This is a genomic window from Burkholderia ubonensis, assembly GCF_902833085.1.
In the GTDB taxonomy this organism is placed as follows: domain Bacteria; phylum Pseudomonadota; class Gammaproteobacteria; order Burkholderiales; family Burkholderiaceae; genus Burkholderia; species Burkholderia ubonensis.
Genome location: NZ_CADFEB010000004.1, coordinates 647,161 through 671,648, shown reverse-complemented (window position 1 = coordinate 671,648; position 24,488 = coordinate 647,161). Strand labels below are relative to the sequence as shown.

The following is a 24,488-nucleotide window of genomic DNA, read 5'->3' as shown; positions in this document are numbered from 1 at the left end:
CGGCGCAACGGTACGACATCCGCACGCCGCCGCTACGCGGGCGTGGCTGCCCGGCTTACAGGCACACCGGCTCCGGCTCCAGCTCGACGCCGAATTTCGCGCGCACGTCGTCCTGGATCGCCCGCGCGAGCGCGAGCACCTCGGCGCCCGTCGCGCCGCCGCGGTTGACGAGCACGAGCGCCTGCCGGTCGTGCACGGCCGCGGCGCCGAGCGCGCGCCCCTTCCAGCCGCTGCGGTCGATCAGCCAGCCGGCCGCGAGCTTCACCTGCCCGTCCGGCTGCGGGTACGACACGATATCGGGCGCCTGCGCGCGCAGCGCGTCGAACTGCGCCGCGCCGATCACCGGATTCTTGAAGAAGCTGCCCGCATTGCCGAGTACGAGCGGATCGGGCAGTTTCGCGCGGCGGATCGCGACCACCGCGTCGAACACGTCGCGCGCCGTCGCCGCGTCCGGCGCAACGCCGCGCGCATCGAGTTCGCGCGACACGTCCGCGTAGCCGAGCCGCGGCGTCCAGCGCTTCGGCAGCCGGAACGTCACCGACACGATCGCGAAGCGCGCGCGGCCTTCCCGCTTGAAGAAGCTGTCGCGATAGCCGAACGCACAGCGCGCGGCGTCGAAGCGCTCGCTGCGGCCGGTCGCGAGCTCGACCGCGACGAGCGAATCGAAATACGTCTTCATCTCGAGCCCGTATGCGCCGATGTTCTGGATCGGCGCGGCGCCCACCGTGCCGGGAATCAGCGCGAGGTTTTCGAGGCCGGCCATGCCCTGCTCGAGCGTCCACGCGACGAATGCGTGCCAGTTCTCGCCGCCGCCCGCCTCGACGACCCACGCGTCGTCGTCCTCGCGCACGACGCGGCGGCCGGCGATCTCGTTCAGCAGCACGAGGCCGTCGAAATCGCGCGTGAACACGACATTGCTGCCGCCGCCGAGCACCAGCCGCGGCAGGTTCGCGACGCGCGCGTCGCGATGCAGCGCCGCGAACTGGGCGGCGTGCGTCACGCGCGCGGCCAGCCGCGCGGTCACGTCGAACCCGAACGTGTTGTGCGCGGCGAGCGGATGGTCGGGAAGCAGCGACAGGGTGGAATCGGCTGGAAGCATCGGCAATCGCGGTCGGACGGCCCGGACTTGCCCGGACGGCAGGCGGCCGGCCTTGGGCAAACGAAGGGGCATCGGTAGAATGGCAAACAGTCCGCAATTATAGCGAGTGCCCGCGCGCAAGCCGGGCCCACGCGTTTTACAGGGAGAATGCCATGCCATCGTTCGACGTCGTCAGCGAAGCGAACATGATCGAAGTGAAGAACGCCATCGAGCAGTCGAACAAGGAAATTTCGACGCGCTTCGATTTCAAGGGCTCCGACGCACGCGTCGAGCAGAAGGAACGCGAGCTGACGCTGTTCGCCGACGACGATTTCAAGCTCGGCCAGGTCAAGGACGTGCTGATCGGCAAGCTGGCCAAGCGCAACGTCGACGTGCGCTTCCTCGACTACGGCAAGGTCGAGAAGATCGGCGGCGACAAGGTCAAGCAGGTCGTGACGGTCAAGAAAGGCGTGACGGGCGATCTCGCGAAGAAGATCGTGCGGCTCGTCAAGGACAGCAAGATCAAGGTGCAGGCGAGCATCCAGGGCGACGCGGTGCGCGTGTCGGGCACGAAGCGCGACGACCTGCAGAGCGTGATCGCGATGCTGCGCAAGGACGTGACCGACACCCCGCTCGACTTCAACAACTTCCGCGACTGACCGGTCTCGTCATGCCGCCTATGCCGCCGGGCCGCGCAATGCGCCCGGCGCGTTCCTCCGGCCGGCCTTCTCAGGCCTTCCCGCCGTCCTGCGCGTTGCCGTTCCCGGCCGCCTTCTTCTTGTCGCCGATCCGGCTTTCCTGCCCCGCCAGCAGCTTCGAGATGTTGCTGCGGTGACGCCACACGAGCAGCACGCTCATCGCGAGCACGGCCCACGCGACCGGGTTGTGGCGCGTGCCGAACAGGAACACGTCGAACACCGGCGCGAACACCGCCGCGACGAGCGCCGCGAGCGACGAGTAGCGGAAGAAGAACGCGATGATGAGCCAGGTCAGCGCGGTCGCGAGCCCGAGCACCGGGTGCACGGCGAGCAGCACGCCGGCCGCGGTCGCGACGCCCTTGCCGCCCTGGAAGCGGAAGAAAACCGGGTACAGGTGGCCGATGAACACGGCGATCGCCACCCACGCGATCGCGACGTCGGGCAGGCCGAAGCGCCGCGCGAGCCAGACGGCGACCCAGCCCTTGAACGCGTCGCCGACGAGCGTCAGGATCGCGGCCTTCTTGTTGCCGCTGCGCAGCACGTTGGTGGCGCCGGGGTTCTTCGAACCGTACGAACGGGGATCGGCCAGGCCCATCGCGGCGCTGACGACGACGGCGAACGACACCGAGCCGATCAGGTAGGCAACGACGGCGGCGAGCAGGATCTGCATGCGGATGACTCTTTTTTCAACGTATCGATGGACGGACGGCCGGGACGGCGGGCCGCAGCGGCGCTCATTCTACCGAAGCGGTGCAAACTGCCGGGAGGGTGAAACCCTCATTCGACGCTCGCGCACTGCACGGGCTTCGCGTCGAGCAGCGTCGTCAGCACGGACGGCGCGACGCTGACCAGATAGCCGCGGCGGCCGCCGTTCAGGTAGATCGCCGGCAATTCGAGGATCGTCGACTCCACGTAGACCGGCATCGCCTTGCGGGTGCCGAACGGCGACGTGCCGCCGACCAGGTAGCCCGAATGGCGGTTCGCGACGTCGGGCTTGCACGGCTCGACGCGCTTCGCGCCGATCTGCCGCGCCAGGTTCTTGGTCGACACCGTGCGGTCGCCGTGCATCAGCACGATCAGCGGCTTCGCGTGCTCGTCTTCCATCACGAGCGTCTTCACCACGACGTGCTCGTCGACGCCGAGCTGGCGCGCGGATTCGCCGGTGCCGCCGTGCTCGACGTAATCGTAGGGATGCTCGCCGAACGCGACGCCGTGGCGGCGCAGCAGCTGGGTCGCGGGCGTTTCGGACACGTGTCTGGATTTGCTCATGGCGGCATTTTAAAGGGGAACGGCGGCCGGGGCGCGCCGCGCTTCTCGTCGGCGGCACCGTCGGCGGTATACTCGCGGCCCGCTTTTCCGTCACCCGGGCGGCAGCGGCGAACTCGACGCGACACCGTCCATCATCATTGCGCGCATCGCGAAGCGCTATTGACCGAATGGCCGATTGTCGCGCGCCGGCCGACATGGCACGATCGTTCGCAACCCTCGCCTGCCACGCCCGCCCCCTCTTCAGGAGACGCCATGATCTCGCCCATCCCCCCGTCCGCGCCGCTCGACGTCGACGCGCTGCTGGCTGCCCTGCCCGGCCGCATCGCCGACGTCCCCGCGCGCTGGGCCGCCCGTGCGCCCGATCGCCCGGCGCTGATCGAGGACGCGCGCCGCCTGTCGTACCGCGAGCTGTCGGAGGCGATCGATGCGGCGGCCGCGCAGCTCGCCGCCTGCGGCGTGCGCGGCGGCGACCGCGTGATGATCGTCGCGGAGAACTGCGTCGCGCAGGTCGTGCTGCTGTTCGCGGCGGCCCGCCTCGACGCGTGGGCGCTCATGTCGAACGCACGGCTGTCGGCCGTCGAGCTCGACGCGATCGCCGCGCACGCGCGCCCGAAGCTGATCGCGTTCGCCGAAGCCGCGTCGCCGGACGCGCGCGCGCATGCCGCGCGGCACCACGCAACACCCGCCCCCGCGCTCGCGATCGACATCGGCGCATGGTCGACCCGCGTCGACGCGGACGCGCCCGGCGAGCCGGTGGCTGCGGACGGCGCGGCGCAATGCGCGGCGCTGATCTACACGACCGGCACCACCGGCACGCCGAAAGGCGTGATGCTGTCGCACCGCAACCTGCTGTACGTCGCGGCGACGTCGAGCGCGCTGCGGCGCGTGTCGCCCGAGGACGTCGTCTATACGGTGCTGCCCGTGTCGCACGTGTACGGCCTCGCGTCGGTGTGCCTCGGCAGCCTGTACGCCGGCGCGACGCTGCGGCTCGCGCCGCGCTTTTCGCCCGAGGCCGTGCGCGTCGCGCTGGCCGACGAAGGGGTCACGATCTTCCAGGGCGTGCCCGCGATGCATGCGAAGCTGCTCGAGCACCTGCACACGCACGGCCATGCATGGCGCGCGCCGCGCCTGCGTTTCGCGTATTCGGGCGGCTCGCCGCTCGACACCGGCCTGAAGGCGCGCGTCGAGCGCGTGTACGGCGTGCCGCTGCACAACGGCTACGGGATGACCGAGAGCAGCCCCACGATCGCGCAGACGCCGCTCGACGCGCCGCGCGCCGACGGCTCGGTCGGCGTGCCGATTCCGGGCGTCGAGATGCGCATCGTCGCGCCGGACGGCCGCGACGTGCCGCAGGGCGAGGTCGGCGAGATCCACGTGCGCGGGCCGAACGTGATGCTCGGCTATTACCGCAATCCGGACGCGACGCGCGCGGCGGTCACGCCGGACGGCTGGCTGAAGACCGGCGATCTCGCGCGGCAGGACGCCGACGGCGCGGTGACGATCGCCGGGCGCAGCAAGGAGCTGATCATCCGCTCGGGCTTCAACGTGTATCCGGTCGAGGTCGAGCAGGTGCTGAACGCGCACCCGGACGTCGTGCAGGCGGCCGTGGTCGGCCGCCCGGTCGAGGGCAACGAGGAAGTGCTCGCGTTCGTCGAGCTCGCACCGGGCGCCGCGGCGACCGAGGCCGCGCTGCACGACTGGTGCGCGGCGCGGCTTGCGCCGTACAAGCGGCCCGCGCACATCCGCGTGCTCGACGCGCTGCCGGCCGCGTCGACCGGCAAGGTGCTGAAGCACAAGCTGCGCGACCTGATCTGATGCAGGCGGCACGCACCGCGCCGCGCTATCCGCGCGGGTGGTGCTGCGCGTGCAGCGTCCTCAGGCGCTCGCGCGCGACGTGCGTGTAGATCTGCGTCGTCGAGATGTCGCTGTGGCCGAGCAGCATCTGCACGACGCGCAGGTCCGCGCCGTGATTCAGCAGGTGCGTCGCGAACGCGTGCCGCAGCGTGTGCGGCGACAGGTGCGCGCGCACGTCCGCCTGCCGCGCATGGCGCTTGATGATGTTCCAGAACTGCTGGCGCGTCATGCCGTCGCCGCGCGCGGTCACGAACAGCGCGTCGGCCGCGCGCGCGCCGAGCAGCGCCGGCCGCGCGTGGCGCAGGTAGCGCTCGATCCAGTCTTGCGCGACTTCGCCGAACGGCACGAGCCGCTCCTTCGAGCCCTTGCCCATCACGCGCACGACACCTTCGTTCAGCCCGACCTCGACGGTCTTCAGCGTCACCAGTTCGCTTACGCGCAACCCGCTCGCATACATCAGCTCGAGCATCGTGCGGTCGCGCAAACCGAGCGGCGTGTCGACATCGGGCGCGCCGAGCAGCGCCTCGACCTGCGCTTCGGACAGCGTCGACGGAAACCGCGCGGCCTGCTTCGCGGACGTGATCCGCAGCGTCGGGTCCGCGCTCGCCCGATGCTCGCGCACGGCCCAGCCGTAATAGCGGCGGAACACCGACAGGCGCCGGTTCGACGACGTCGCCTTGCCGTCGCTGCGCGCGGCGATGTAGCCCGTCACCATCATCTCGTCGGCGACGTCGAGCGACGCGTCGTGCGTCGTCGCGAGCCACTGCGCAAACAGCGCCAGATCGCGACGGTATGCGTCGAGCGTATTGCGCGCGAGGCCGTGCTCGAGCCACAGCGCGTCGCAGAACACGTCGATCGACGCGCGGCTCGCGAGCAGCGCGGGCGACGCGGCCGCGTCGTCGGCGGCCTCCGGGGAAAGCAGCGGTTCGCTCATCGGTACGGCACGCCCTCGTGCGCGAGCAGCCAGCGCTTCACCCGCAGGTAGTAGCCGTCGTCGTCGTGGTTCGCGAAGCCGCCGATGCCGCCCGACGCGACGACGCGATGGCACGGGATCACGAGCGGGAAATAGTTCGCGCCGCACGCCTGGCCGACCGCGCGCGGCGCGCTGCCGATCCGTTTCGCAACCTGTCCGTAAGTGAGCACGACGCCCGGTGGAATCTCGCGGATCGCGTCCCACACACGGTGCTGGAACGCGGTGCCGACGTCGGCGAGCGGCAGGTCGAAGGTCGCCGACGCGCGCTCGAAATAGCGTTCGATCTGCTCGACCGCACGCTTCGCGAGCGGCGTATCCGGATCGACGGATTTCACCGATTCGGGCAGATAGACGATCTCGCGCACCACGCCCGCATCCGTGCGGATGCCGACCTTGCCGAACGGCGCGTCGATTACTGCGTTGAACATTACTGTCTCCGGTCCCATGCTTCGCACGCCCATCCCGTGCCAAGCCGAAAGAAATGCAGGCGGCGGGCCGCCGTTCCCGCCGGTGCCCTTCGCCGGCAAGCGCGGCAGGCGCCTGACAAATATCGAACCGCCACTGTACGCCGCCTTCACGCCGCCCGCAGCGCCCACTCGACGTGCTCGCGCACGAGCGGCGACGGATCGTCGGCACGCGCGCGCAGCGCGGCGACGATCGCGGCGCGCGCGGCCGGCGCGAGCCGCTCCGGCGGTGCGCGCAACGCATTGCCGAGCCCGACCGCGAGATTGCGCAGCCAGCATTCGTGGCCGATGCGCCGGATCGCGCTGCCCTGCATCCGCGCGTCGAATTCTTCTGCACTCCAGCCGAACAGCTCGACGAGCGTCGCGCGGTCGAGCCCGTGACGCACGTCGAAATCGGCGACCGGCGCGGCCTGCGCGAACTTGTTCCACGGGCACACGAGCTGGCAGTCGTCGCAGCCGTACACGCGATTGCCGATCAGCGGCCGCAGCGGCTCGGGGATGCTGCCTTTCAGCTCGATCGTCAGGTACGAGATGCAGCGCCGCGCATCGACGCGGTACGGCGCGACGATCGCACCGGTCGGACACGCGTCGATGCAGCGCGTGCAGCTGCCGCAATGCGCGCCCGGCGTCTCGGGCGCCGCGTCGGGCGCGGTCTGCGCATCGGTCGGCAGCGGAATGTCGACGTAGATCTCGCCGAGGAAGAACAGCGAGCCCGCGTCGCGCTGCAGCAGCAGCGTGTGCTTGCCGCGCCAGCCGACGCCCGCCTTCTGCGCGAGCTCGACCTCGAGCACCGGCGCGGAATCGGTGAACACGCGGTAGCCGAACGCGCCGATCTCGCGCTCGATGCGCTCGGCGAGCGTCTGCAGGCGGTTGCGCAATACCTTGTGATAGTCGCGGCCGCGCGCGTAGATCGACACGACGGCGGCCTGCGGATCGTCGAGCCGGGCCAGCTCGCGCACGCGCCAGTCGCGCGGCGCGGGCGCGCCGGGCGCATCGCCCGGCGCGTCGGCCGCGAGCGTCTGCGCCGGCAGATAGGCGAGCCGGGCCGAGATCACGCGTCGCGTACCGGCCACAAGTTCGGCCGGCCGCGCGCGTTTCATCCCATGTTTCGCCATATAATCCATCTCGCCGTGGCAACCGGCTTCCAGCCAGGCGGCGAGCCCCGCTTCGGCATCCGAGAGATCGGTATCGCTGATGCCGATCGCCCCGAAACCCAATTCGCGCCCCCACGCCCTGATGCGCGCGGCGAGCGCGGTCAACGCCGCATCGTCGAGGACGCACGGCGCCGCGCGCTCGGCCTGAGTCGGGCGCGGATCGGATGCGGCGAGTTCCGGTAATCGGTTCATCGCACTATTTTACGAGAATGCCAGCCACGCATAGCCACCCGCCCCATGTCTCGACGCTGCCCGCCCCGCTCGCGGAGCGCGTGTTCGCGCTCGCCGACGAAGCGGCGACCGAGGCCTTCGGCGCACGCTTCGCGCAGGTGCTCGACGCGACGCGCGCCGAACTGGCCCGCACGCATGCGTTCGACGGCCTGCAGATCCAGCTGGTCGGCGATCTCGGCGCAGGCAAGACGTCCCTCGTGCGCGCGATCCTGCGCGGCCTCGGCCATCGCGGCCGCGTGCGCAGCCCGACCTACACGCTCGTCGAGCCGTACGCGCTCGAACGCGACGATGGGGAACTCGAGGTCTATCACTTCGATCTGTACCGTTTCAACGACCCGGCCGAATGGTCCGACGCCGGCTTTCGCGAGTATTTCAATTCCAGCGCGATTTGCCTCGTCGAATGGCCGCAACAGGCGGGCACGCTGCTCGGCGTGCCCGATCTGGTCTTCTCGCTCGACGTGGACGGCGACGGCCGCGCCCTCACCGTCCGGGCGTACAGCGCTTCAGGAAACGCATGTCTCGAAAGATGTTGATCAAACCGTTCCGCTCGATCGAATCGGCGGCCACCGCGACGCATAACTGGCGGCGCCGCCAGATCCTGTGTGCGGGCGCGTCGACGCTGGTGCTCGGCCTCGCGGTGCCGCGGCTCGCGCACGCGACGTCGGTGCTCGGCGTGCGGGTGTGGCCCGCGCGCGATTACACGCGCGTGACGATCGAATCCGACCAGCCGCTGCAGAATACCCAGCAGCTGCTGCAGGGCCCCGACCGCCTCGTCGTCGACCTGAACGGGCTCGATCTCGACCAGGCGCTGCGCGACCTCGTGTCGAAGATCGCGCCGAACGATCCGCAGATCCACTCGGTGCGCGTCGGCCAGTATCAGCCGCACGTCGTGCGGATGGTGTTCGACCTGAAGGGCTCGGTGAAGCCGCAGGTGTTCACGCTGCCGCCCGTCGGCACCTACAAGTACCGCCTGGTGTTCGACCTGTATCCGGCCGTCGCGCCCGATCCGCTGACCGACCTGATCGCGCAGACGGAGCGCAAGGAACAGCAGTTGAACGAAGCCACGCGCGCGCAGCAGGTGCAGCCGCCGACCGCGCTGAGCGGCCCGACGCAGCCGCCCGCCGCCGGCCACGACAACAGCGATGCGTTCTTCCAGCGCTTCGCGCAGAACACGCCGGGCACGCCCGCGCCGCGCACGCCGCCGGCCGCGACGGGCGGCGCGCCTGCCGCGGGCGCGAAGCCCGCGGTCAAGCCGCCGCCCGTCATCGCGCGCAAGGACGACGAGGACGAAGGCGACGACACCTACAAGTTCATCGCGCCGAAATCCGGCAAGGGCGGCACCGTGCGCCTCCTGACGGTCGCGATCGATCCGGGCCACGGCGGCGAGGACCCGGGCGCGATCGGCGGCGGCGGCACCTACGAGAAGCACATCGCGCTCGACATCGCGAAGAAGCTGCGCGCGAAGATCGACGCGGCGCCGAACATGCGCGCGATGATGACCCGCGACGCCGACTTCTTCGTGCCGCTCAACGTGCGGGTGCAGAAGGCACGCCGCGTCGGCGCGGACCTGTTCGTGTCGATTCACGCGGATGCGTTCACGACGCCGTCCGCGCGCGGCTCGTCGGTGTTCGCGCTGTCGGACCACGGCGCGTCGAGCGCGGCGGCCCGCTGGCTCGCGAACAAGGAAAACGCGTCGGACCTGATCGGCGGGATCAACATCAAGACCCAGGACGCCGCGGTGAGCCGTGCGCTGTTCGACATGTCGACGACCGCGCAGATCCGCGATTCGCTGCGCTACGCCAACTACGTGCTGAAGGAAGTCGGCGGCATCAACAAGCTGCACAAGGGCTCGGTCGAGCAGGCCGGGTTCGCGGTGCTGAAGGCGCCCGACATCCCGTCGATCCTCGTCGAGACCGCGTTCATCAGCAACCCGGACGAGGAGCGCAGGCTCAACGACGACAGCTATCGCGACGAGATGGCCGACGCGATCTTCCGCGGCATCAAGCGCTATTTCGCGGCGAACCCGCCGCTCTCGAAGAACCGGATGGCCTGACGGCCCCTCCCCGCCCTTCCCCCTCGCCGCCGGCCGCACGCGCTGCGTGCCGGCGCGCGCTTCAAGACGTCACGACGCCGCGAGCCGGCGCACCAGCTTCCCGCCGAACACGTTGACCGCGAGGCCGCCCATCACGAGCGCCGCGCCCGTGAGCTGCGCGCGCGTCAGGTGCTCGTCGAGCAGCAGCGCCGCCGACGCGAGGCCGATGACCGGCACCAGCAGCGAGAACTGCGCGACCTGCGCGGCCGGATAGCGCGACAGCAGCCGGCTCCACAATCCGTAGCCGAGCAGCGTCGCGACGAACGCGAGATAGACGACCGCGAAGATCGACGCACCCGTCAGCGCGCCGAGCGCGGCCGCGATCCGCTGCGGCCCTTCGAACCACAGCGACAGCAGGAAGAACGGCACCGGCGGCACGAGGCTCGCCCACACGACGAGCGACACGAGGTTGGCCTGCCCGACCTTCTTCGTCACGATGTTGCCGAACGCCCACATCGCGGCCGAACAGAGCGTGAGCAGGAAGCCGGCCAGCGTCATCGCGCGACCGCCCTGCGCGGCGATCACGACGAGGCCCGTCGCGGCGATCGCGAGGCCGATCAGGTTCTGCACGCGCAGCCGCTCGCCGAGGAACGTCATCGCGAACACCAGCGTGAAGAACGCCTGCGACTGCAGCACGAGCGATGCGAGCCCGGCAGGCATCCCGACGTACATCGCGGTAAACAGGAACACGAACTGGCCGAGCTGGATCGTCGCGCCGTACAGCACGAGCAGCCGCCACGAAATCTGCGGGCGGCGCACGAAGAACACCGCCGGCACCGCCGCGAGCGTGAAGCGCAGCGCGCCGAGCAGCATCGGCGGCATCCCGTTCAGCCCGACCCGGATCACGACGAAGTTCACCCCCCAAGCGAGGATCACGACCAGCGCCAGCAGCAGATCCTTCGGGGTCATCATCCGGGTCTCCTTGATTTGTCGTATGGAAGGCCGCCAGTTTACCGGCGATCGGGAATCGTCCGGAATCCCGTACGCGCGATGTGGATAACGCCCCAACGCCGCGCGGCGAGCAAGAACCGTACCGCGCCGCCCGGCCCGCGACGCGTCACGCGCATGCTGCCGGGCGCCAGTACAATGACCCGCATCCCCGCAGTCGACAGGACCCGCCATGACCGATTCCATCAAAGCCCTGCTGAAGCCGCACGTGCGCGACATCGGCAACCTGCAGGTGCGCCGCACGCTGCCCGCGCTCGCCGCGCGCCTCGTCGGCCCGTTCATCTTCTTCGATCACATGGGACCCGCGACGCTGCCGCCCGGCACGGGCCTCGACGTGCGGCCGCATCCGCACATCGGGCTCGCAACCGTCACCTACCTGTTCGAGGGCGCGATCCTGCACCGCGACAGCCTCGGCTCGCTGCAGGAGATCGTGCCCGGCGACGTCAACTGGATGACCGCGGGACGCGGGATCGTCCATTCCGAGCGCACGCCCGACGCGCTGCGCGAGCGAGGCCACACCGTGCACGGGATCCAGACCTGGGTCGCGCTGCCGCTCGCGCACGAGACCGACGCGCCGTCGTTCGAGCACCACGAGGCCGCGGCGCTGCCGAAGCTGAACGACGACGGCGTGTCGCTGACGGTGATCGCCGGCGACGCGTTCGGGCTGCGCTCGCCCGTCACGACGTTCTTGCGCACGCTGTACGTCGCCGCGGAATTCGCGGACGGCGGCCGCCTCGTGCTCGACGCGTCGCACGAGGAGCGCGCGATCTATCTGGTCGACGGCGACCTCGCGATCGACGGCACGCCGCTCGAGCCCGCGCAGATGGCCGTGCTCGCACCGGGTGCGACCGTCACGCTGACGAGCGGCGCCGGCGCGCGCGCGATGCTGCTCGGCGGCGACCGGCTCGAAGGCGAGCGCTTCATCGACTGGAATTTCGTCGCGAGCAGCCGCGACGCGATCGAGCGCGCGAAGGAGGCCTGGACGCGGCAGGAAATGGGCAAGGTGCCCGGCGAGACCGAATGGATCCCGTTGCCCGAGCGCAAGCCGCGTTGAAAAACGCGCATGCCGCCCCCATCCTGACGACAATCGAACTCAAGAGAACGACATGGACACCACGCTTGCCACTTTCGAAAAAGACGTCATCGAGGCGTCGCTGGACACGCCCGTGCTGGTCGACTTCTGGGCGCCGTGGTGCGGCCCCTGCAAGACGCTCGGCCCGCTGCTGGAAAAGCTCGAAAGCGACTACGAGGGCCGCTGGAAGCTCGTGAAGGTCAACGTCGACGAGAACCAGGAACTCGCCGCGCACTTCCAGACGCGCAGCATTCCGCACGTGATCGCGTTCGCCGACGGGCGCCCGGTCGACCAGTTCGTCGGCGTGCTGCCCGAAGGGCAGCTGCGCGCATTCCTCGACCGGCTGCTGCCGGCGCCCGAGGAAGCCGAGCGCCGCGCCGCGCAGTTCGCGGCTGAGGAAGCGCGCTTCGACGATGCGCGCGCCCACCTCGAAGCCGCGCTCGCGCTGAACCCGGGCTTCGACGACGCGCGGCTCGACCTGATCGAGCTGCTGCTCGCGGGCAACCACGTCGATGCGGCGCGCGCGGAAACCGAGCGGCTGTCGCCGCAGACCGTGCAGAACGGCGATCCGCGCCTGCAGGCGATCCAGACCCGTTTCGACGCACTCGCCGCGACCGCCGACCTCCCGCCCACCGACGCGCTCGAAGCGCGCATCGCCGGGAATCCGGCCGACCTCGACGCGCGTTTCGATCTCGCGCAGAGCCTGATCGCGCGGCGCGCATACGAAGGCGCGCTGGAGCAGCTGCTGGAAATCGTCGTACGCGACCGCGCATACGGCGACGACCTCGGCCGCAAGACGATGATCTCGGTGTTCGAGCTGGCGGGCGACCGCCCGGACCTCGTCGCCGTGTGGCGGCGCAAGCTGAGCATGGCGCTCAACTGACCCGGCGCGGCGGGCGGCAAGCGCGCCCGCCGCCTCCCCCATCCATTCAGGCCGCGACGGCCCGCGCCGCGATCGCCCGCAACGCATGCGCGGCCGCCGCGAAGCCGAAGCTCGCGGTCACGCACACGCTCGAGCCGAAGCCCGCGCAGTTGAGCCCCGCGACGTGCGCGGCCGTGGACGGCTCCGCGCCGTCCTCTAGGTCGCAGGCAGCGGCTTCCGGATAGATCAGCGGCTCGTCCGAATACACGGCGCTGACCTTGAAGCGCGCCTTCGGCCCGCGCGGAAAGCCGTGCTGCTTGCGCAACTGCGCGCGCACCTTCGACAGCAGCGGATCCTGGATCGTCAGCGCGAGATCGTCGATGCGGATGCGGGTCGGGTCGAGCTGCCCGCCCGCGCCGCCGACCGTGACGAGCGGCTGCCCTTTCTCGACGCACCACGCGATCAGCGCGACTTTCGTGCGCACGCTGTCGATCGCGTCGATCACGTAGTCGAAGCCGCCGCCGAGCAGCGCGTCGAAATTGTCAGGCTCGGCGAAATCCTCGATCCGGTGCACGCGGCACGCGGGATCGATCAGCGCGATCCGCTCGGCCATCGCGTCGACCTTCGGCTTGCCGTAATTGCCGTCGAGCGCGTGGATCTGCCGGTTCGTATTGCTTTCGGCGACGTTGTCGAGATCGACGAGCGTCAACGTGCCGACCGCGCTGCGCGCGAGCGCCTCGGCCGTCCACGAGCCGACCCCGCCGATGCCGATCACCGCGACGTGCGCGCGCTCGAACGCGGCGAGCGCGGGCGCGCCGTACAGCCGCGCGATGCCGCCGAAGCGCCGCGCGCGATCCACGTCAAGCTGACTTGACGGGCTCGGGGTAAGATCAGAGGTTATCGGGGCGGCGTCGTGGGATGACATGGCGGCAAGGAAAACGTAAGTCGTGCAACCCCGTATTTTGCCTGAACCGCTCGCCGACACGCGCCCCTGTGCACGCACGTTTTTTCCGCCTTCGCTATACTGGCCCCAGATTGAAGCGTTTGCATAACATGACGACACTCGCCGATCTCCGCATCAATTACTCGCGTGCTTCGCTCGACGAAGCCGACGCCGCCCCGAGCCCCTTCGCCCAGTTCGATCGCTGGTTCAAGGAGGCGCTCGACGCCAAGCTCCCCGAGCCGAACACGATGACGCTCGCCACCGTCGGCGAAAACGGCCGGCCGTCGGCACGGATCGTGCTGATCAAGGGCGTCGACGAACGCGGGTTCGTTTTCTTCACCAATTACGAAAGCCGCAAGGGCCACGATCTCGCCGCGCATCCGTATGCCGCGCTGCTGTTCTACTGGATCGAGCTCGAGCGCCAGGTGCGCGTCGAAGGCCGCATCGAGAAGACCAGCGCCGAGGACAGCGACCGCTATTTCGCGTCGCGCCCGCTCGGCTCGCGCATCGGCGCGTGGGCGTCCGACCAGAGCGCCGTGATCGACAGCCGCGCGACGCTCGAAGCGCGCGAGAAGGCCGTCAGCGAGCGCTACGGCGACGACCCGCCGCGGCCGCCGCACTGGGGCGGCTACCGCCTCGTGCCCGAGTCGCTCGAATTCTGGCAGGGCCGCCCGTCGCGGCTGCACGACCGGCTGCTGTATACGCGCGACGACGCCGCGCCGCACGGCTGGACGATTTCGCGCCTGTCGCCATAAACCGGCGCGGCGCGCACCGCCGATCGCGTTTCGTATTTTTCGTATTGCATGCGGGCGCCCGCCTGGTCGGCGGGCGCCGTCAAGAAACTTGGCTGTATTCGATTCAACGAACAACGGAGATTCCAAATGTTCTGGGAAAAGAAGCTGGCACAGTGGGCGGACGAAGTACGGGCGAAGGCGAACATTCCGGCACGCCTCGTGTTGTGGAACGGCGATCAGCTCGATTTCGGCACGTTCGCCGCGCCGCAGGTCACGCTGAAGGTCAACAGCGCATCGGCGCTGCCGCTCCTGCTCGACCCGAGCCTCGACAACCTCGGCGAGGCGTACGTGAAGGGCAAGATCGACATCGAGGGCAAGCTCTCCGACATCATCAACATCAGCTACTCGCTCGCGCGCAGCACCGTGACGAATGCGAGCAAGCTCGCGCGCGTGAAGCGCTATTTCAATCACACGAAGAACACCGACAAGAAGGCGGTCCAGTATCACTACGACGTGTCGAACGAGTTCTACCGGCTGTGGCTCGACGAGAACATGGTCTACTCGTGCGCGTACTTCGAGAACGGCGACGAGGATCTCGCCACCGCGCAGATCAAGAAGATCGACCACATCCTCACGAAGATCGGGCTGCAGCCGGGCCAGCGCCTGCTCGACATCGGCTGCGGCTGGGGCGCGCTGGTGCTGCGGGCCGCGAGCAAGTTCGGCGCGCAGTGCCTCGGCGTGACGCTGTCGCAGAACCAGTTCGACCTCGCGACCGCGCGCGTGAAGGCCGCGGGGCTGCAGGACAAAATCGAGATCCGCCTGCAGGACTACCGCGAGATCGACGGCCAGTTCGACCGCATCACGAGCGTCGGGATGTTCGAGCACGTCGGCCGCAAGAACCTGCCGCTCTACTTCAAGCGCATTCATGACCTGCTCGCCGACGACGGCATCGCGATGAACCACGGCATCACGTCGACCGACGCGGAAAGCGGCGAGACGGCGCTCGGCGGCGGCGAGTTCATCGACCGCTACGTGTTCCCGGACGGCGAGCTGCCGCACATCAGCCTCGCGCTCGAAGCGGCACAGCGCGGCGGGCTCGAGGCGATTGACGTCGAAAGCCTGCGGCGGCACTATGCGCGCACGCTCGACATCTGGACCGAGAACTTCGAGGCGAAGGCCGACGAAGCCAGGAAGCTCGTCGACGACGAAAAATTCCGCATCTGGCGCGTGTATCTCGCCGGCTGCGCGTATGCGTTCGAGCACGACGACGTGTCGATCTTTCAAATCGTGTGCCGCAAGGCCGGGCAGAGCGCGAAGACGCTGCCGTGGTCGCGGCGCTACATGTACGAACACGCGCTGCCGCGCTAGGCGGCGCTTCACGCACGGCATGCATGGGTGACGGCAGCACGCGGCGCAAGGCGCCGCGGCAACACGACGATTCGGACGGGACGCCCGCCGACGGACAGTTCGACCTGTTCGGCGCGGCGCCCGATGACGCACGCGCCGCTCCCGCCGCGGACGACGCCGCCCGCGCGAACGCCGGCGATGACGTCGATGCGACGCCGGACGACGGCGGCAGCGCGCCGCCGACGCCATCGCCTGCGCCCCGCCGCGCACCCGACGAAGTACCCCGTCCCGCCACCGGCCTGCTGTGGGACGAGCCCGCGCCGCCGCCCGCGCCGAAGAAAGGCAAGCGCCGGCGCGGCGTGCCGCCCGCGCCGATCGCGCCCGACGTGGCGGACGCCGCGGCCGGATTGCCGCCGAACGTGCGGCTCGGCACGTCGTCATGGTATTTCCCCGGCTGGAACGGCATCGTCTACGACGGCGACTTCGCGCAGACCAAGCTGTCGCGCGAAGGGCTCGAAGCGTATGGCGCGCATCCGCTGCTCAGGAGCGTAAGCCTCGACCGGTCGTTCTACGGGCCGCTGTCCGTTGCCGACTACCTGCGCTACGCGCAGCAGGTGCCGGACGACTTCCGCTTCGTCGTCAAGGCGCCCGCATCGGTCACCGACGCGGTCGTGCGCGGCCGGCGCGGCGAGCCGTCCGGACCGAATCCGACCTTCCTCGACGCGACGCTCGCGACGAACGAATTCGTGCGGCCGTGCCTCGACGGTCTCGGCAGGAAGGCCGGCGTGCTGGTGTTCCAGTTCTCGCCGCTGCCGGATCGCCTGCTTGCCGACCCCGCCGCGCTGATCGACCGGCTGAGCGCGTTCTTCGCGGCGCTGCCGCCGCTGCCGCCCGAGCCGGACGGCCCGCGCTACGCGATCGAGATCCGCGATGCGAGCCTGCTCACGCCGCGCTTCATCCGCGCGCTCGCGGCGCTCGGCGTGCGCTACTGCGTCGGCCTGCACGCGCGGATGCCCGACCCGCTGCGGCAGGCGGCCGCGCTCGCGCTGCTCGACGGCGACGCGCCGGGCCCGCTGATCGTGCGCTGGAGCCTGCACGGCGGGTTCAAGTACGAGCAGGCGAAAGCGAAATACGAGCCGTTCGACCGGCTCGTCGACGAGGATCCCCACACGCGCTCGGCGCTCGCCGAGCTGGCGGCGCGCTATGCGCTGGCCGGGCAACCCGTGATCATCACGATCAACAACAAGGCCGAAGGCTCCGCGCCGCTGTCGTGCATCGCGCTCGCGCGCGAGATCGCCGCCGCGTGCGCGCACTTGCGCAGCGAGGCGGCCTAGGTCTTGTGGAAAGGTCTGTTCACGCGCCGCGCGACGACTTCAGCCGGTGCGCGAACTTCTGGCGGAACTTCGCGAGCTTCGGCCCGATCACGACCGCGCAATAGCCCTGGCCGGGATTCTGCGCATAGTAGTTCTGGTGATAGTCCTCGGCCGGCCAGTAATTGCCGTCGAGCGGCACGACCTGCGTGACGATCGGCTGCGCGAACACCTGCTCGCGCTCGAGCTCGCGGATCACGTCGAGCGCGGTATCGCGCTGCGCGTCCGAATGCGTGAACACGGCCGACCGGTATTGCGTGCCGACGTCGTTGCCTTGCCGGTTCAGCTGGGTCGGATCGTGCGTCGCGAAGAAGATCTCGAGGATCTCGCGATAGCCGATGCGCGCCGGGTCGAACGTCACGTTGACGACCTCCGCGTGCCCGGTGTCGCCGTCGCATACGTCGCGGTAGCCCGGATTGCGGGTATGGCCGCCCGCGTAGCCGGACTCGACCGCCGTCACGCCGTCGACGTCGAGAAACACCGCTTCCGTGCACCAGAAGCATCCCCCTCCTAAAGTCGCGGTTTCAAGCATTTCGTTCCCCCCTGAAATCAAATGGCCGTCGAGAACGAGCAGTATCGCATCCGAACCAATCGCGCTGCACGATGACGGAATGCGTAACGCCCGGCCGCCCGCGCATCGCGGCGAACACGTCGCCGCCGATTCTCGACTACACTAGCCCACACCCGGCCGTGAAGACAGATCATCCCTTCCGCCGTGATCGCCCCATGCTCCACCCTGATGCATCATCGTCCGTTGCAGCAGCGTTCCGGATGCTTCAGCGAACACCCCTCGCATCACCGGCTCGATCGAGCCCCGGCCGGACGGCAGCAACGTCGCGCCGCAAGCGGCCAAGCGTCGACGCTTCACCCGATACACGTCATCTGTTTTCGCTTCTGGATGGAAGGCGCCGCCCGTCGTCGCGGCCGCCGGCAGCTCCGTTCGGCCGCGGCGGCAATCCCGTCCGGCCGTTTCGCATGACCACCGCGTCCGACGCCGGCAATCCCGCGCCGGGCGCTTCAATACGATAACGAGGGCACTACCATGACCATGCGGCCTGACCCGACGTTTCACGCGTCGCCGGAACTCGCGATGCGCGCGCCGGCCGAATCCTTCGCGTACACCCTGCTGCTCAGCCCCGACTTTTCGCAGCCCGACGCGCTCGCCGTGATCGACGTGAAGCCCGGCTCGGAAACTTACGGCCAGGTCGTGCATACGGTGACGATGCCGACCACCGGCGACGAATTCCATCACTTCGGCTGGAATGCGTGCTCGTCGGCGCTGTCGCCGCTCACCGGCCACGCGTTTCTGCAGCGCCGCTACCTGATCATTCCGGGCCTGCGCTCGTCGCGCATCTACGTCGTGGACACGCATCCGCACCCGACCCAGGCGCGCATCCACAAGATCATCGAACCCGACGAAGTGTTCAGCAAGACCGGCTACTCGCGGCCGCACACGGTCCATTGCGGCCCCGAGGGGATCTACGTCAGCACGCTGGGCGGCGCCGGCAAGGACGGCATGGACGGACAGCCGGGCATCTTCATCATGGACTGCGAGACCTTCGACGTCGTCGGCCGCTGGGAAATCGACCGGGGCACGCAGGACAAGCATTACGACTTCTGGTGGAACCTGCCGCGCGACTACATGGTGTCGAGCGAATGGGCGCTGCCGCCGCAATTCGAGAACGGCATCGTCCCCGAGGAGCTGCTGGCGAACCGGTACGGGCACCGGCTGCATTTCTGGGACCTGCGCGCGCGGCGCAACGTGCAGACCATCGACCTCGGCGCGCAGCACCAGATGGCGCTGGAAGTGCGGCCCGCGCACGACCCCGCGCGCGAATACGGCTTCCTCGGCGTCGTGATCGACACGACGAACCTCGAAGGCTCGATCTGGACCTGGTGGCGCGAAGACGGCCGGTTCCACATCGAGAAGACCGCGACGATCCCGGCCGAGCCCGCGCCCGCGGACCAGCTGCCGCCGCTGCTGAAACCATTCGGCGCGGTGCCGCCGCTCGTGACCGACATCGACCTGTCGCTCGACGACCGCTTCCTCTACGTGTCCTGCTGGGGCACCGGCGAGATGCGCCAGTACGACGTCACCGACCCGCGCAAGCCGAAGCTCGCGGGATCGGTGCATATCGGCGGCATCGTGCGGCGCACGCCGCATCCGAACGGCAAGACGTTCGCGGGCGGCCCGCAGATGGTCGAGATCAGCCGAGACGGCAAGCGGGTCTACTGGACCAACTCGCTCTATTCGACGTGGGACGACCAGTTTTACCCCGACGGCGTGCCCGGCGCGCAGGTGATGGCGCACGCCGGCCCCGACGGCGGCCTGACGCTCGCCGACGACTACTGGGTGGCGTTCCCGGACGGCTACCGCGCGCACCAGATCCGGCTCGAAGGCGGCGACTGCTCGACCGATTCGTTTTGCTATCCGTCGGTCCGATCTTGAGCGGCCACGTCACGGCCCAGGTCGGTCTCTGGTCCGCGGTGCTGGCAAGCGGCCTCTATCACGGGTTCAATCCCGCGATGGGATGGCCGCTGGCCGTGTCGAACGGACTGATGGCGCGCAGCGGCCGCGCGCTGGTCGCGGCGCTCGGCTATCTCGCGCTCGGGCACGCGCTGTCGGTGTTCGCGATGATGCTGCCGTTCGCGGCGCTCGCCGCGCTCGTCGCGTGGCAGGCGCCGATCCGGATCGGCGCGAGCGTGCTCGTGATCGCCTGCGGGGCCTTCCTGCTGCTGCGGCCGCGCCACCCGCGCGTCCTCGCGCGCATCCCGCCGTCGCGGCTCGGGCTCTGGTCGTTCGCGGTGGCGATCGCGCACGGCGCGGGGCTGATGCTGGTGCCGATCTATCTCGGGCTCTGCGGGATCGACATGGACCCGGGGCATCGGGCGGCGACGGCGCTCGTGAATGCGAACCTCGGGATGGCGCTCGTCGTCGCTACCGCGCATGCCGCCGCGATGCTTGCCGCCGGCGGGCTGCTCGCGTGGCTCGTCTACCGCTACCTCGGGCTGAAATTCGTGTCACGGAGCTGGTTCAACCTCGATGCGTTGTGGGCGTCGAGCCTGATCCTGATCGGCGCGCTGTCGCTCGGGCTCGGTGCGGCGGGCTGAAGCCCGTTCACGCCGATGACGGGCTTGCGCCACCGGCCGCCGCCCGTCGCGCCATCCTTCGCCGGCAAGTTCGTTGCCCCACCATACCGACCGGATGCGCGGGGTGCCGCGTCCCGCCCCGGTCGATTCCGCTAAAATCGCGCCATGCGCCCCATTTCCAGACTGACCACCTTGTCGCCCTTCGCCCGCTTCACCCGCCGCGCGCCGTGCGCGCGCACCCCGTTCCGGATGGCCGCCCGATGAGCCGCGCAACGCCGCCGGATTTCGACGTCGCCGCGTTCCGGCAGGCGCTCGGCCAGTTTGCGACCGGCGTGACCGTGATCACGACGCGCGCGCCGTCCGGGCAGCTGATCGGCATTACCGCGAGCTCGTTCAACTCGGTGTCGCTCGACCCGCCGCTCGTGCTGTGGAGCCTCGCGCACAAGTCGGCGTCGATGCCGGTGTTCCGCGGCAACAGCCACTACGTCGTCAACGTGCTCGCGGCGTCGCAGCTCGAGCTGTGCAAGCGCTTCGCGACCTACAAGGGCGACCGCTTCGAGGGCATCGCGCACGCGGCCGGCAACTCGGGGATGCCGGTGCTCGACGGTGCGATCGCGTGGTTCGAGTGCCACAACCGCAGCCGCTACGACGAAGGCGACCACGTGATCTTCGTCGGCGAGGTCGAGCGCTGCGGCGTGCATCCGGATGCCGCCGCCACCGCGCCGCTCGTGTTCCACGGCGGCGGCTTCCACGGCCTCACACAGCTTTGATCGCCCCGGTGCGCGCCAGCACGACCGGCGCGCCCGCCTCGTCCTTCAGCGTCTGCAGCACGATGTTGGAACGGATGTCCATCACGCCCGGCGCCTTGTACAGCCGGTTCAGCACGAAATCCGAATAGTGCTTGAGGTTGTGCGCGAGCACCCGCAGCAGGTAGTGGCTCTCGCCCGTCACCACGAACGCGCCGACCACCTCGGGCCATTCGCGCAGTTCCTCGGCGAACCGTTCGTGCCACTGCGTCTGCTCGTTGCGCATCGACACCTGCACGAACGCCTCCAGCTCGAAGCCGAGCTTCTCCCGGCTCAGGCAGGCGCGGTAATGCTCGATCACGCCCTGGTCCTCCAGCAGGCGCATGCGCCGCAGGCAGGCCGATGGCGACAATGAAATCCGTTCGGCAAGATCCAGGTTGCTGATTCTGCCTTCCTCCTGCAGGACCGCGAGAATCCGGCAGTCGGTGGCGTCGAGCGTGATTGCGTGCATTTTTGGTCCCCCTTTTCTCTCTGATTCGAATTATCTGCCAATCTGGCGGTTTGTCCATGGCTATTTCGCAAGCACTTTTTGCGAGCGTCCGCCTATCATGCGAAGCATCATTTCGCTGCTTCGCCATGCCATGCACACCCTCTGGGACATCTCGCCGCCGGTCGACCCCGCCACCCCCGTGTGGCCGGGCGACACGCCGGTCACCGTCGAACGCGTCTGGCGGATGGAGGCGGGCTCGCCCGTCAACGTCGCGCGCCTGACGCTGTCGCCGCATACCGGCGCGCACACCGACGCGCCGCTCCACTACGACGCCGACGGCGCGCCGATCGGCGCGGTGCCGCTCGACGCCTACCTCGGCCCGTGCCGCGTGATCCACTGCATCGGCGCATCCCCCGTCGTCACGCCGGCCGACGTCGCGGCCGCGCTCGACGGCGTACCGCCGCGCGTGCTGCTGCGCACCTATGCGCACGCGCCCGTCGCGCAATGGGACCCGGATTTCTGCGCGGTCGCGCCCGACACCATCGACCTGCTCGCCGAACACGGCGTGAAGCTGATCGGCATCGACACGCCGTCGCTCGATCCGCAGGAATCGAAGACGATGGACGCGCATCGCCGCATCCGCGCGCACCGGATGGCGATCCTGGAAGGCATCGTGCTCGACGCCGTGCCGGCCGGCGACTATGAACTGATCGCGCTGCCGCTCAAGCTCGCGACGCTCGACGCGAGCCCCGTGCGCGCCGTGCTGCGCGCGCTGCCCGGCCGCGCCGACTGAACCCTCGACCACTACCCCGACCATCATGATCAAGACCCGTGAAGATGCGCTCGCGCTCGACCGCGACGACCCGCTCGCCCCGCTGCGCGACCAGTTCGCGCTGCCCGACGGCGTGATCTACCTCGACGGCAACTCGCTCGGCGCGCAGCCGCGCGCGTCGGCCGCCCGCGCGCAGCAGGTGATCGGCGCCGAATGGGGCGACGGCCTGATCCGCAGCTGGAACACCGCCGGCTGGTTCGCGCTGCCGCGCCGCCTCGGCGACAAGCTCGCGACGCTGATCGGCGGCGCGCCGGACGAGACCGTCGTCACCGATACGATCTCGATCAACCTGTTCAAGCTGCTGTCCGCGATGCTGCGCTACCAGGCCGAACGCGCGCCCGAGCGCCGCGTGATCGTGTCGGAGCGCTCGAACTTCCCGACCGACCTGTACATCGCGCAGGGGCTGATCGCGCAGCTCGGCGGCGACTACGAACTGCGCCTGATCGACGATCCGGCCGACCTGCCCGACGCGCTCGGCGACGACACCGCGGTCGCGATGATCACGCACGTGAACTATCGCACCGGCTACATGCACGACATGCCGGCCGTCACGCAGCTCGTGCACGACGCGGGCGCGCTGATGCTGTGGGATCTCGCGCATTCGGCGGGCGCGGTGCCGGTCGACCTGAACGGCGCGCGCGCGGACGGCGCGGTCGGCTGCACGTACAAGTACCTGAACGGCGGCCCCGGCTCGCCCGCGTTCGTGTGGGTGCCGAAGCGCCATCACGCGCATTTCTCGCAGCCGCTGTCCGGCTGGTGGGGCCACCGCGCGCCGTTCGCGATGCAGCCCGAGTTCGCGCCCGATCCGGGCATCGCGCGCTTCCTGTGCGGCACGCAGCCGATCGTGTCGATGTCGATGGTCGAATGCGGGCTCGACGTGTTCCTGCAGACCGACATGCACGCGATCCGCCGCAAGTCGCTCGCGCTGACCGACGCGTTCGTCGCGCTCGTCGAGGCGCGCTGCGAGGGTCATTCGCTGAAGCTCGTCACGCCGCGCAGCCACCATCAGCGCGGCTCGCAGGCGAGCTTCGAGCATCCGCACGGCTACGCGGTGATGCAGGCGCTGATCGCGCGCGGCGTGATCGGCGACTACCGCGAGCCGCACGTGCTGCGTTTCGGCTTCACGCCGCTCTACACGCGCTTCGTCGACGTGTGGGACGCCGTCGAGACGCTGCGCGACATCCTCGACACCGGCGCATGGAAAGCGCCCGAGTTCGCCAAGCGCGGCGCGGTGACCTGATCGGCCGCCGCGGAGCCAAACGCCCCCAGCGATACACATTCAAATCTGGAGATGGAAGTCGTGAATTCTGGTCATATGCAACCGCCCGGCGACACCGCGCCGGCGGGCTGCCCGTTCTCGGGCGCACACCCGGCGCACGAAGCGCCGCACGTGCCGGGCGCAGCCGGCGAGCAAGCCGGCTGGCACGACGCGCAGCTCGATTTCTCGAAGTCGATGAGCTACGGCGACTACCTGTCGCTCAACCAGATCCTCGACGCGCAGCATCCGCTGTCGCCGGATCACAACGAGATGCTGTTCATCATCCAGCATCAGACGAGCGAGCTGTGGATGAAGCTCGCGCTGTTCGAGCTGCGCGCGGCGCTCGACGCGGTCCATCGCGACGCGCTGCCGCCCGCGTTCAAGATGCTCGCGCGCGTGTCGCGCATTTTCGAGCAGCTCGTACAGGCGTGGAACGTGCTCGCGACGATGACGCCGTCCGAGTATTCGGCGATGCGGCCGTATCTCGGCCAGTCGTCGGGCTTCCAGTCGTACCAGTACCGCCAGCTCGAATTCATGCTCGGCAACAAGAACCCGCAGATGCTGCAGCCGCATGCGCACCGCCCGGACATCCTCGAGCAGGTGCGCGCGACGCTCGAGGCGCCGTCGTTCTACGACGAGGTCGTGCGCCTGCTCGCGCGGCGCGGCTTCCCCATCGCGCCGTCGCGGCTCGAGCGCGACTGGACCCAGCCGACGCAGCACGACGACACCGTCGAGGCCGCGTGGCTCGAGGTGTACCGGCATCCGCAGCAGCACTGGGAGCTGTACGAGATGGCCGAGGAGCTGGTCGATCTCGAGGACGCGTTCCGCCAGTGGCGCTTCCGCCACGTGACGACCGTCGAGCGCATCATCGGCTTCAAGCAGGGCACGGGCGGCACGAGCGGTGCGCCGTATCTGCGCAAGATGCTCGACGTCGTGCTGTTCCCCGAGCTCTGGCACGTGCGCACGACGCTGTAATCCGCCGC

25 protein-coding genes are annotated in these 24,488 nt (G+C 69.4%); 15 read left to right on the top strand and 10 right to left on the bottom strand.

Translation table 11 applies throughout. The features are described from left to right. Positions 1–55: 55 nt before the first annotated feature. Entirely contained in the window at positions 56–1,099 is a 1,044-nt protein-coding gene (gene murB, locus HWX31_RS14335; RefSeq protein WP_415493063.1) for a UDP-N-acetylmuramate dehydrogenase, read from the bottom strand. A 152-nt stretch (positions 1,100–1,251) separates the two neighbouring features. On the opposite strand from murB, the gene HWX31_RS14330 reads away from it, so the two are divergent. After that, positions 1,252–1,737, top strand: coding sequence for a YajQ family cyclic di-GMP-binding protein (locus tag HWX31_RS14330; protein WP_042586154.1), 486 nt, complete (start codon positions 1,252–1,254; stop codon positions 1,735–1,737). 70 nt (positions 1,738–1,807) lie between these two features. On the opposite strand, the gene plsY is transcribed toward HWX31_RS14330, so the two are convergent. Further along, positions 1,808–2,446, bottom strand: a complete 639-nt coding sequence (gene plsY, locus HWX31_RS14325) for a glycerol-3-phosphate 1-O-acyltransferase PlsY (protein WP_174964466.1) — start codon at positions 2,444–2,446, stop codon at positions 1,808–1,810. A 107-nt stretch (positions 2,447–2,553) separates the two neighbouring features. After that, positions 2,554–3,045: a Cys-tRNA(Pro) deacylase gene (ybaK, locus tag HWX31_RS14320; RefSeq protein ID WP_059615975.1), complete on the bottom strand. Its 492-nt coding sequence runs from the start codon at positions 3,043–3,045 to the stop codon at positions 2,554–2,556. A 252-nt stretch (positions 3,046–3,297) separates the two neighbouring features. On the opposite strand from ybaK, the gene HWX31_RS14315 reads away from it, so the two are divergent. Continuing rightward, complete coding sequence (locus HWX31_RS14315) at positions 3,298–4,860, top strand: class I adenylate-forming enzyme family protein (protein ID WP_174964467.1); 1,563 nt, start codon at positions 3,298–3,300, stop codon at positions 4,858–4,860. 25 nt (positions 4,861–4,885) lie between these two features. On the opposite strand, the gene xerD is transcribed toward HWX31_RS14315, so the two are convergent. The 3 genes from xerD to queG all read right to left on the bottom strand — a co-directional run bounded on the left by xerD (position 4,886) and on the right by queG (position 7,682). Further along, a complete protein-coding gene (gene xerD, locus HWX31_RS14310; RefSeq protein WP_174964468.1) occupies positions 4,886–5,833 on the bottom strand; it encodes a site-specific tyrosine recombinase XerD in 948 nt (315 codons plus the stop codon). Beyond that, entirely contained in the window at positions 5,830–6,300 is a 471-nt protein-coding gene (locus HWX31_RS14305) for a methylated-DNA--[protein]-cysteine S-methyltransferase (protein WP_174964469.1), read from the bottom strand. Before HWX31_RS14305 ends, xerD begins: the two co-directional genes overlap by 4 nt. A gap of 146 nt (positions 6,301–6,446) precedes the next feature. Next, positions 6,447–7,682, bottom strand: coding sequence for a tRNA epoxyqueuosine(34) reductase QueG (gene queG, locus HWX31_RS14300; protein WP_174964470.1), 1,236 nt, complete (start codon positions 7,680–7,682; stop codon positions 6,447–6,449). A gap of 17 nt (positions 7,683–7,699) precedes the next feature. Here queG and tsaE point away from each other — a divergent pair, with 17 nt between their 5' ends. Together tsaE and HWX31_RS14290 are read left to right on the top strand one after the other, a co-directional pair. Continuing rightward, on the top strand, positions 7,700–8,254 hold the full coding sequence (gene tsaE / locus HWX31_RS14295) for a tRNA (adenosine(37)-N6)-threonylcarbamoyltransferase complex ATPase subunit type 1 TsaE (protein WP_059965319.1): 555 nt from the start codon (positions 7,700–7,702) through the stop codon (positions 8,252–8,254). After that, entirely contained in the window at positions 8,236–9,774 is a 1,539-nt protein-coding gene (locus HWX31_RS14290) for an N-acetylmuramoyl-L-alanine amidase (protein ID WP_174964471.1), read from the top strand. The genes tsaE and HWX31_RS14290 overlap by 19 nt, the downstream gene beginning before the upstream one ends. Positions 9,775–9,843: 69 nt before the next feature. Here the strand turns inward: HWX31_RS14290 and HWX31_RS14285 are convergent, their stop codons facing one another. Next, the gene (locus HWX31_RS14285) at positions 9,844–10,722 is read right to left on the bottom strand and encodes an EamA family transporter (protein ID WP_174964491.1); all 879 of its coding nucleotides are present in this window, start codon (positions 10,720–10,722) and stop codon (positions 9,844–9,846) included. Between the two features lie 211 nt (positions 10,723–10,933). On the opposite strand from HWX31_RS14285, the gene HWX31_RS14280 reads away from it, so the two are divergent. Beyond that, on the top strand, positions 10,934–11,815 hold the full coding sequence (locus HWX31_RS14280) for a pirin family protein (RefSeq protein WP_174964472.1): 882 nt from the start codon (positions 10,934–10,936) through the stop codon (positions 11,813–11,815). A 52-nt stretch (positions 11,816–11,867) separates the two neighbouring features. Next, positions 11,868–12,716: a thioredoxin gene (gene trxA, locus HWX31_RS14275; RefSeq protein ID WP_076476184.1), complete on the top strand. Its 849-nt coding sequence runs from the start codon at positions 11,868–11,870 to the stop codon at positions 12,714–12,716. 46 nt (positions 12,717–12,762) lie between these two features. Here the strand turns inward: trxA and tcdA are convergent, their stop codons facing one another. Then, complete coding sequence (gene tcdA / locus HWX31_RS14270; protein WP_174964473.1) at positions 12,763–13,620, bottom strand: tRNA cyclic N6-threonylcarbamoyladenosine(37) synthase TcdA; 858 nt, start codon at positions 13,618–13,620, stop codon at positions 12,763–12,765. A gap of 128 nt (positions 13,621–13,748) precedes the next feature. Here tcdA and pdxH point away from each other — a divergent pair, with 128 nt between their 5' ends. The 3 genes from pdxH to HWX31_RS14255 all read left to right on the top strand — a co-directional run bounded on the left by pdxH (position 13,749) and on the right by HWX31_RS14255 (position 17,053). Further along, positions 13,749–14,393, top strand: a complete 645-nt coding sequence (gene pdxH / locus HWX31_RS14265; RefSeq protein ID WP_059760008.1) for a pyridoxamine 5'-phosphate oxidase — start codon at positions 13,749–13,751, stop codon at positions 14,391–14,393. A 126-nt stretch (positions 14,394–14,519) separates the two neighbouring features. Next, complete coding sequence (locus tag HWX31_RS14260; RefSeq protein WP_174964474.1) at positions 14,520–15,740, top strand: SAM-dependent methyltransferase; 1,221 nt, start codon at positions 14,520–14,522, stop codon at positions 15,738–15,740. A 23-nt stretch (positions 15,741–15,763) separates the two neighbouring features. Then, a complete protein-coding gene (locus HWX31_RS14255) occupies positions 15,764–17,053 on the top strand; it encodes a DUF72 domain-containing protein (protein ID WP_174964475.1) in 1,290 nt (429 codons plus the stop codon). A gap of 19 nt (positions 17,054–17,072) precedes the next feature. Here the strand turns inward: HWX31_RS14255 and msrA are convergent, their stop codons facing one another. Next, complete coding sequence (msrA, locus tag HWX31_RS14250; protein WP_042586169.1) at positions 17,073–17,621, bottom strand: peptide-methionine (S)-S-oxide reductase MsrA; 549 nt, start codon at positions 17,619–17,621, stop codon at positions 17,073–17,075. 510 nt (positions 17,622–18,131) lie between these two features. Between msrA and HWX31_RS14245 the strand changes: the two genes are divergently transcribed. From HWX31_RS14245 to HWX31_RS14235, 3 genes are all read left to right on the top strand, one after another. Then, positions 18,132–19,538, top strand: a complete 1,407-nt coding sequence (locus HWX31_RS14245; RefSeq protein WP_042586170.1) for a selenium-binding protein SBP56-related protein — start codon at positions 18,132–18,134, stop codon at positions 19,536–19,538. Next, positions 19,535–20,200, top strand: a complete 666-nt coding sequence (locus HWX31_RS14240; RefSeq protein WP_059659518.1) for a hypothetical protein — start codon at positions 19,535–19,537, stop codon at positions 20,198–20,200. The genes HWX31_RS14245 and HWX31_RS14240 overlap by 4 nt, the downstream gene beginning before the upstream one ends. A gap of 239 nt (positions 20,201–20,439) precedes the next feature. Next, positions 20,440–20,949, top strand: a complete 510-nt coding sequence (locus HWX31_RS14235) for a flavin reductase family protein (protein WP_174964476.1) — start codon at positions 20,440–20,442, stop codon at positions 20,947–20,949. Here the strand turns inward: HWX31_RS14235 and HWX31_RS14230 are convergent. After that, entirely contained in the window at positions 20,936–21,436 is a 501-nt protein-coding gene (locus tag HWX31_RS14230; protein ID WP_010090865.1) for an Lrp/AsnC family transcriptional regulator, read from the bottom strand. The genes HWX31_RS14235 and HWX31_RS14230 overlap by 14 nt on opposite strands. 130 nt (positions 21,437–21,566) lie before the next feature. Between HWX31_RS14230 and kynB the strand changes: the two genes are divergently transcribed. From kynB to kynA, 3 genes are all read left to right on the top strand, one after another. Continuing rightward, positions 21,567–22,208, top strand: a complete 642-nt coding sequence (gene kynB, locus HWX31_RS14225) for an arylformamidase (protein WP_174964477.1) — start codon at positions 21,567–21,569, stop codon at positions 22,206–22,208. A 25-nt stretch (positions 22,209–22,233) separates the two neighbouring features. Further along, entirely contained in the window at positions 22,234–23,487 is a 1,254-nt protein-coding gene (gene kynU / locus HWX31_RS14220; protein ID WP_415493074.1) for a kynureninase, read from the top strand. A gap of 75 nt (positions 23,488–23,562) precedes the next feature. Further along, a complete protein-coding gene (kynA, locus tag HWX31_RS14215; protein WP_174964493.1) occupies positions 23,563–24,480 on the top strand; it encodes a tryptophan 2,3-dioxygenase in 918 nt (305 codons plus the stop codon). Positions 24,481–24,488 lie beyond the last annotated feature (8 nt).

Bases quoted from the DNA above. Each gene is read 5' to 3' on its own strand.
- tcdA (WP_174964473.1), bottom strand. From the start codon at position 13,620: ATGTCATCCCACGACGCCGCCCCGATAACCTCTGATCTTACCCCGAGC.
- xerD (WP_174964468.1), bottom strand. From the start codon at position 5,833: ATGAGCGAACCGCTGCTTTCCCCGGAGGCCGCCGACGACGCGGCCGCG.
- murB (WP_415493063.1), bottom strand. From the start codon at position 1,099: ATGCTTCCAGCCGATTCCACCCTGTCGCTGCTTCCCGACCATCCGCTC.
- HWX31_RS14255 (WP_174964475.1), top strand. From the start codon at position 15,764: ATGGGTGACGGCAGCACGCGGCGCAAGGCGCCGCGGCAACACGACGAT.
- HWX31_RS14280 (WP_174964472.1), top strand. From the start codon at position 10,934: ATGACCGATTCCATCAAAGCCCTGCTGAAGCCGCACGTGCGCGACATC.
- tsaE (WP_059965319.1), top strand. From the start codon at position 7,700: ATGCCAGCCACGCATAGCCACCCGCCCCATGTCTCGACGCTGCCCGCC.
- plsY (WP_174964466.1), bottom strand. From the start codon at position 2,446: ATGCAGATCCTGCTCGCCGCCGTCGTTGCCTACCTGATCGGCTCGGTG.
- HWX31_RS14260 (WP_174964474.1), top strand. From the start codon at position 14,520: ATGTTCTGGGAAAAGAAGCTGGCACAGTGGGCGGACGAAGTACGGGCG.
- HWX31_RS14230 (WP_010090865.1), bottom strand. From the start codon at position 21,436: ATGCACGCAATCACGCTCGACGCCACCGACTGCCGGATTCTCGCGGTC.
- queG (WP_174964470.1), bottom strand. From the start codon at position 7,682: ATGAACCGATTACCGGAACTCGCCGCATCCGATCCGCGCCCGACTCAG.
- HWX31_RS14235 (WP_174964476.1), top strand. From the start codon at position 20,440: ATGAGCCGCGCAACGCCGCCGGATTTCGACGTCGCCGCGTTCCGGCAG.
- HWX31_RS14285 (WP_174964491.1), bottom strand. From the start codon at position 10,722: ATGACCCCGAAGGATCTGCTGCTGGCGCTGGTCGTGATCCTCGCTTGG.
- HWX31_RS14245 (WP_042586170.1), top strand. From the start codon at position 18,132: ATGACCATGCGGCCTGACCCGACGTTTCACGCGTCGCCGGAACTCGCG.
- kynB (WP_174964477.1), top strand. From the start codon at position 21,567: ATGCACACCCTCTGGGACATCTCGCCGCCGGTCGACCCCGCCACCCCC.
- pdxH (WP_059760008.1), top strand. From the start codon at position 13,749: ATGACGACACTCGCCGATCTCCGCATCAATTACTCGCGTGCTTCGCTC.
- HWX31_RS14305 (WP_174964469.1), bottom strand. From the start codon at position 6,300: ATGTTCAACGCAGTAATCGACGCGCCGTTCGGCAAGGTCGGCATCCGC.
- HWX31_RS14290 (WP_174964471.1), top strand. From the start codon at position 8,236: ATGTCTCGAAAGATGTTGATCAAACCGTTCCGCTCGATCGAATCGGCG.
- msrA (WP_042586169.1), bottom strand. From the start codon at position 17,621: ATGCTTGAAACCGCGACTTTAGGAGGGGGATGCTTCTGGTGCACGGAA.
- trxA (WP_076476184.1), top strand. From the start codon at position 11,868: ATGGACACCACGCTTGCCACTTTCGAAAAAGACGTCATCGAGGCGTCG.
- kynU (WP_415493074.1), top strand. From the start codon at position 22,234: ATGATCAAGACCCGTGAAGATGCGCTCGCGCTCGACCGCGACGACCCG.
- HWX31_RS14330 (WP_042586154.1), top strand. From the start codon at position 1,252: ATGCCATCGTTCGACGTCGTCAGCGAAGCGAACATGATCGAAGTGAAG.
- HWX31_RS14315 (WP_174964467.1), top strand. From the start codon at position 3,298: ATGATCTCGCCCATCCCCCCGTCCGCGCCGCTCGACGTCGACGCGCTG.
- ybaK (WP_059615975.1), bottom strand. From the start codon at position 3,045: ATGAGCAAATCCAGACACGTGTCCGAAACGCCCGCGACCCAGCTGCTG.
- kynA (WP_174964493.1), top strand. From the start codon at position 23,563: ATGCAACCGCCCGGCGACACCGCGCCGGCGGGCTGCCCGTTCTCGGGC.